Annotated in this window: 7 protein-coding genes and 2 tRNA genes; 5 read left to right on the top strand and 4 right to left on the bottom strand. The window is 39.1% G+C overall.

Annotated features, from left to right (window positions below):
- Positions 1–77 precede the first annotated feature (77 nt).
- From NC818_07535 to NC818_07525, 3 genes are read left to right on the top strand one after another with little or no spacing between them, the layout of a single operon-like run.
- The gene (locus NC818_07535; GenBank protein ID MCM8784592.1) at positions 78–398 is read left to right on the top strand and encodes a hypothetical protein; all 321 of its coding nucleotides are present in this window, start codon (positions 78–80) and stop codon (positions 396–398) included.
- 13 nt (positions 399–411) lie between these two features.
- Complete coding sequence (locus NC818_07530) at positions 412–630, top strand: zinc ribbon domain-containing protein (protein MCM8784591.1); 219 nt, start codon at positions 412–414, stop codon at positions 628–630.
- A 56-nt stretch (positions 631–686) separates the two neighbouring features.
- A complete protein-coding gene (locus NC818_07525) occupies positions 687–1,052 on the top strand; it encodes an arsenate reductase ArsC (GenBank protein ID MCM8784590.1) in 366 nt (121 codons plus the stop codon).
- A gap of 328 nt (positions 1,053–1,380) precedes the next feature.
- On the opposite strand, the gene NC818_07520 is transcribed toward NC818_07525, so the two are convergent.
- The 4 genes from NC818_07520 to NC818_07505 form a co-directional block, all read right to left on the bottom strand.
- A tRNA-Leu gene (locus NC818_07520) sits at positions 1,381–1,467 on the bottom strand.
- Between the two features lie 367 nt (positions 1,468–1,834).
- Positions 1,835–2,818, bottom strand: coding sequence for a flotillin-like protein FloA (gene floA, locus NC818_07515; GenBank protein MCM8784589.1), 984 nt, complete (start codon positions 2,816–2,818; stop codon positions 1,835–1,837).
- A 43-nt stretch (positions 2,819–2,861) separates the two neighbouring features.
- A complete protein-coding gene (locus NC818_07510) occupies positions 2,862–3,347 on the bottom strand; it encodes a hypothetical protein (protein ID MCM8784588.1) in 486 nt (161 codons plus the stop codon).
- Positions 3,340–4,800, bottom strand: coding sequence for a hypothetical protein (locus tag NC818_07505; GenBank protein ID MCM8784587.1), 1,461 nt, complete (start codon positions 4,798–4,800; stop codon positions 3,340–3,342). The genes NC818_07510 and NC818_07505 overlap by 8 nt, the downstream gene beginning before the upstream one ends.
- Positions 4,801–4,901: 101 nt before the next feature.
- Here NC818_07505 and NC818_07500 point away from each other — a divergent pair.
- Both NC818_07500 and NC818_07495 read left to right on the top strand, forming a co-directional pair.
- Positions 4,902–4,974: transfer RNA gene (locus NC818_07500), tRNA-Ala, on the top strand.
- A gap of 164 nt (positions 4,975–5,138) precedes the next feature.
- Positions 5,139–5,635: site-specific DNA-methyltransferase (locus tag NC818_07495; protein MCM8784586.1), on the top strand; the 497-nt coding region annotated here is incomplete at its 3' end.

Raw genomic sequence — 5,635 nt, 5'->3', positions numbered from 1 at the left:
TAAAAAAAGCTCTATGGTAGTAAGCGGAATTAATGTATTGAGTGAAACCATAAAAGGCGAAAAGAGGTGATTGGTTTATGAAAGGAGAAAAAACAATAAAAATTTTTACACTAGAACAACAATTTCCTTGTGGTCCTCGGTCAAGTTGCTGTGGCCCAATTGGCCAGAGTGAACAGGAAGTTACGGCACTAAAAAATGCCATAGAAAAACTTGGACTTGAAGTAGAGATATATGATGTGCAGAAGTTTAAAAACTTACAAGAGCACCCACAAGTATTTAAGTTATTTCGGACTTTTGGCCCTCAAGCAATTCCAGTAATTACCGTAGGTAATGACGTTGTTTGTATGGGGAAATCTGAAATTAGCGAAACTGTTGCAGCTATAAAGAGCAAACTATAAAGGAGGCGATTTTATGCCAACCTATGAATATTTTTGTCAGAATTGCGAGAATAGATTTGATATCAAAGCAACTATATCCGAGAAAGAAAAAGGGTTAAAAGCAAAGTGTCCGAGTTGTGGTAGTAATAAGACTATTCAAATCTTAGGCAATTTCTTTACTTTTTCTAAAGGTAGTGGTTCTGGCTTCAGTAGTGGTTGCGGTCCAAATCCCACTCCCGGCTGTTGCGGATAAGAATGGAAGGGATTAAAGTTTTATTCTTATGCACAGGAAATTCTGCAAGGAGCCAAATGGCAGAAGGGTTTTTAAGACATTTGGCGAATAATAAATTTGAGGTTTTTAGCGCAGGTATAAATCCAACTCAAGTTAATCCCTTAGCAATAAAAGTTATGTCTGAAATAGGAATTGATATCTCAATGCAAAAATCAAAATCCATCATGGAATTTATTAACAGGCAATTTGATTACGTTATTACTGTTTGCGACAATACCAAGCAAACCTGTCCTATATTCCCGGGCAAATATCAAAAAATCCACTGGAATTTAGAAGACCCTGCTCAGGCACAAGGAACAGAAGAAGAAAAACTGAAGGTATTTAGGAAAATAAGAGACCGGCTTAAAAAAAATATCTTAGATTTTCTTAAACAGACTTGTTAATTAAAAAAATAAAACAAGTTTTTTCTTTCGGACAAAATTTTGCCCTTATCTAAATTTGCCCTTATCTTGGTTTAAAAAACCTGTTGAAGGCGGGGAGAGCGAAAACTTTAGAAGCCAAGATAAGGTAGGAAGAAAGAAAACTTTTCTTAAAGGCCAATGAGTTGAATACTGAAGGCGAAAATCACACCCGCCCAGTGTCTTCTTTTAGCCACGCCTCAAATTGACGAGCCGTTGTTATTGTAGTAATCTTTAAGCGAGTAGGATATTTGAAAAACAGCCTTTCGGGTATTCCTCAGAAGGAAGGGTCTTTGGGGTCAACCCTGCACTATGGTGCCGAGGGAGGGAGTTGAACCCTCACGACCTTACGGTCACCGGTTTTTGAGACCGGCCTGTATGCCTGTTCCAGCACCTCGGCGAAATTGAAGAGCTTTGGGTGTTCCTAAGATGGTGGAGTAAATAATTGCGGTTTCCCATTCATCAGAAGAGATTATCTCATCTTGTTCAGGTTTTGCTTCCTCGGTCTTTTCTTCTTTTATTTCCTGGGTTTCCTCAACCGCTTTCTCCGCAATTTCTTCTGTTTTCTCAGAGCTCACCTCCACAGGAACTTTCATCTCAGCAGGATAGGGTATTTCTATGGTTTCAAAGATTTCTTCTAAGGGAGTTTCTTCCGAAGTTTTTTCTTTCTGTGAAGCTCTTTTACGGCGCTCCAGGATTTGTCCTAATGATTGGAGAAAGAAAACAATCAGAATAAAGATTAATAAGATTAAGTTTTCCATCCTTGTTTACTCTTTTTCCTTCTTCTTTTCCTCCGGAGACTTACCAATGCGCTCACGCATTTCCGTATCCGCCTGAATATTTTTAAGTGAGTAATAATCCATTACTCCCAATTTTCCTTCTCTGAAGGCATAGGCAATTGCCTTAGGAATTTCTGCCTCTGCCTCCACTACCTTTGCCCGCATTTCCTGGACACGTGCCTTCATTTCCTGTTCCTGAGCTACTGCCAATGCCCGGCGAGTTTCCGCGCGTGCGCGGGCAACCTTTAAATCTGCCTCCGCCTGGTCTGCCTGAAGTTGTGCACCAATATTTTTTCCTACATCTACATCCGCAATATCAATGGAGAGAATCTCAAAGGCAGTTCCTGAGTCTAAGCCTTTTGCCAGGACAGTTTTGGAGATTAAATCAGGATTTTCCAAAACATTTTTATAACTCTCTGCAGAACCGATGGTGGTAACAATTCCTTCTCCTACCCGGGCAATAATGGTTTCTTCCGTTGCTCCTCCTACCAAGCGGTCAATATTGGCACGCACCGTTACCCTTGCTTTTGCTTTCAGTTCAATTCCATCTTTAGCCACCGCTGCCAGAACTCCCTCCTTGGGAGCATCAATTACCTTAGGATTTACAGAAGTTTTTACCGCATCTAAGACATCACGGCCTGCAAGGTCAATGGCACAGGCACGTTCAAATTTTAGATCCAAGTTTGCTTTGTCAGCGGAGATTAAAGCTTTCACTACCCGAATAACATCCCCTCCTGCTAAGTAATGTGCCTCTAAGCCATCAAGTTTTACGGAGAGTCCCGCTTTATGGAGCATAATTAAACCAGGAACAATGATGCGTGGGTCAACATTGCGCAGACGCATTCCGATGAGACTGAAAATAGAGATTTTTACTCCAGCAGCAACGGCAGCTATCCAGAGTCTCACCGGGATAAAATAACCGAAGAGGAAAAGTGTAGCGATAATAACTATAGCAATAATAAATACCGGCATCTTTCACCTCCGTTTTTGGTTATTGGTTAAATAGAGAATTTAACTATCTAGCCATCTCTCTTACCACTATTCGGTTGCCTTCCACCTTTACAACCATAATGGGTTTATCCTGCTCAATGAAAATTCCTCCTTCAGAAATCGCCTCCATTCTTTTTCCGTCAATTAGACATATTCCCACAGGACGCAAATGAGAAAGGGTCCTCCCTTCTTTATTTATCAATTCGCTTAAATCTCCTTTAAAGGATTTAAAACCTGCTTCTTTGGTTTCCTGTTCTTCAAGACGGAGTTTTTTCCAGAATCCGCTTTTGGGAAAGAGTTTCCAAGATAAAATAATAAGGAGAACACTTCCCAGAGAAACAATCAGACCCAACCAGAGACTTAGTTTTGTATAGGCAAAATAGGAAGCAAGAATTAAAGAGACAATTCCACTTATCCCTAATATTCCAAAGCCGGGGATGATTAAAATCTCAATGGCTAAAAGCACATATCCCAAAAGAATTAAAGTTAAAACCCGTAACCATTCAGGCATTTTTCTCTAATTTGACAATTATTTTATTCCCTTCAATATTCACTATTTTTATTTCTCTATCTTTATCTATAAACTCTCCCTCACTCAATACATCAAGGATTTTTCCGGAGAAATTTGCCTTCCCCGCCGGCCTTAAAGGGGTTATGGTTTTACCTATTTTACCGATTAAATTCTCCGGCGTCAAATCAATTGTCACATAGCCTTCTTCACGGGCTTCTTTCTGCTTCAAGATAATTTTCTTCCAGACTTCACTGCGGGGAAGAAAATTTATAGAGACAATTATAATAACTAAGGTGGCAAAAAATGAATAAACAACCACCTGAAATGCCTGCAAAAGTTCCATACGGGGAATATGTAAGGGATGTTTAACCAAGGCTAAAAAGATACTGATTAAAAGAAGCACTCCTCCTGAAATTCCAGCAATCCCAAATCCCGGGATGACAAAGAGCTCTAAGAAAATTAAGATAAGCGCAAGAATAAAAAGTATTATTTCTGTCCAGTTTGCCAGACCTACAAGGTAATGCCCCCAGAAAAATAGTGCTAAAGAAATTATTCCTAAGGTTCCAGCTATTCCCCATCCGGGTATTTTTATTTCAAAAATAATCCCTAAGAAACCTAAGGTTAAGAGTAAGGAACTGACAAGGGGATGGGTAAGAAAACGCACCAGATTCTCTGACCAGGTTGGTTTTGGTTCAATCAGTTTATCTTCTTTTAGGTTTAAAAGCTTAAGCAGTTCCTCACGCTGACTGACAATCTCTTTTACCAGTCCCAGTTCTTTTCCTTCCTCTGCAGTGAGATTAAGGAGTTTCCCTTTTTCGGTAATGGTTTTAATTATTTTTACCTTTTCCTCTCCCCATTCCTTTATTTTCTCTTCCACTTCTTCGGGAGTAAGAATAAATTTCTCTTTTTCTATTTTTACCAGTTTTAGTTCTATATCTTTATCCACAAAAGCTTCCGCCAGTTTGGGATTGTGTTGATTTGCCTCAGCAGTGGCTTTAAATTTTGCCCTTAATGCGGAGATGGTTTTTTCATCCTTTACTTCCTCTTCTCCTATTCCAACTGCTCGGGGTTCTGCAGAACCAATACTTGAGCCAGGGGTAATGTAGATTTCCTCACAGGCTAAGGAAATAAGTGCTCCTGCAGACCAGGCTTCACCCGAAATAAGTGCCCTCGTGGGAATGGGTTTTAATTCTTCTAAGGCTCTGACGATTTCCCCGGCTGCGTCTACCCTTCCTCCAAAGGTATCAATTTCCACAATTACCGAAGAAACATTTTCTTTTTTTGCCTCCTTTACTACCCGTTTAACAAACCCGGAAAGACCGAGGTCAATTACTCCTTTAATGGGAAGAACAAGAAATTTCTTCTGTTCCGCATTAAGAGGAATGGTTAAAATAGCAAAAATCAGGTAAAAGAGATTTAAAAAACTCTGAAACCTTCTGAAAAAATTTTTCATCGTAAATATAATAACATTCTCCGAGGCATTTGTCAATTGTATTGACAAGGAAGAATATTTTTGGTATTCTTATAAAAACTTTAATCCGAAATTCATTTGCTGGGGCCGTAGCTCAGCTGGGAGAGCAACAGGCTGGCAGTCTGTGGGTCAGGGGTTCAAATCCCCTCGGCTCCATTAAATTATGGACAGACACTCTCTTAGTAGTGGTGCTGTCCTTTTTTATTTTGAATATTCTTGAATAATTTTAATTATTTTGATAGATTATAAGTTAGTAATCAATATACATTTCGTCTAAAAACGAATGAGGAGAAATGGTGGCTTAGTAGAAAGAAGATACAATGTCTAATCAAAAAGCAAATTTCAAAACTGAAAGAGAACTCCAAGAAGCGATCTTGCAAGAAAAGGCAAGAGGAACACCCGATTTAGAAATAGGTCAGAAGTATGGGGTTACATTTAGCTACATTGAGAGGCTTATTACAAAATCACAAGGAGTTAATGTTAGTTCATTATCCGTTTCTAAAAAGATAAAAAGACTGCAACCGAAGGAATTCAGAGAAGAACAAACAACGGTTTGGAGCTTTAAACAAAGGGGGAATTGGGCTACTCATAGCGGAGAGTACAGAGGCAATTGGTCTCCTTATATTCCAAGAAATGTTATTCTCAAATATTCAAAGCCTGGCGAGTTAGTTTTAGATTATTTCTGCGGTGCTGGAACAACTGCTGTAGAATGTAAACTTTTAGGTAGAAAGTGCATAGCACTTGATATTAACGATAAAGCCATTGAATTAGCAAAAAAGAATGTAGATTTTAGTATAGAATCACAGCTGTTAACTTT

Source organism: Candidatus Omnitrophota bacterium (assembly GCA_023819145.1).
Lineage (GTDB): Bacteria > Omnitrophota > Gorgyraeia > DTHP01 > DTHP01 > JBFWKV01.
The sequence above is the reverse complement of the archived record's forward strand: the minus strand, read 5'-3'. Positions and strand labels throughout refer to the sequence as shown.

Coding starts and splice junctions, on each gene's coding strand:
- NC818_07525 (MCM8784590.1), top strand. CDS start 687: ATGGCAGAAGGGTTTTTAAGACATTTGGCGAATAATAAATTTGAGGTT.
- NC818_07530 (MCM8784591.1), top strand. CDS start 412: ATGCCAACCTATGAATATTTTTGTCAGAATTGCGAGAATAGATTTGAT.
- NC818_07510 (MCM8784588.1), bottom strand. CDS start 3,347: ATGCCTGAATGGTTACGGGTTTTAACTTTAATTCTTTTGGGATATGTG.
- floA (MCM8784589.1), bottom strand. CDS start 2,818: ATGCCGGTATTTATTATTGCTATAGTTATTATCGCTACACTTTTCCTC.
- NC818_07505 (MCM8784587.1), bottom strand. CDS start 4,800: ATGAAAAATTTTTTCAGAAGGTTTCAGAGTTTTTTAAATCTCTTTTAC.
- NC818_07535 (MCM8784592.1), top strand. CDS start 78: ATGAAAGGAGAAAAAACAATAAAAATTTTTACACTAGAACAACAATTT.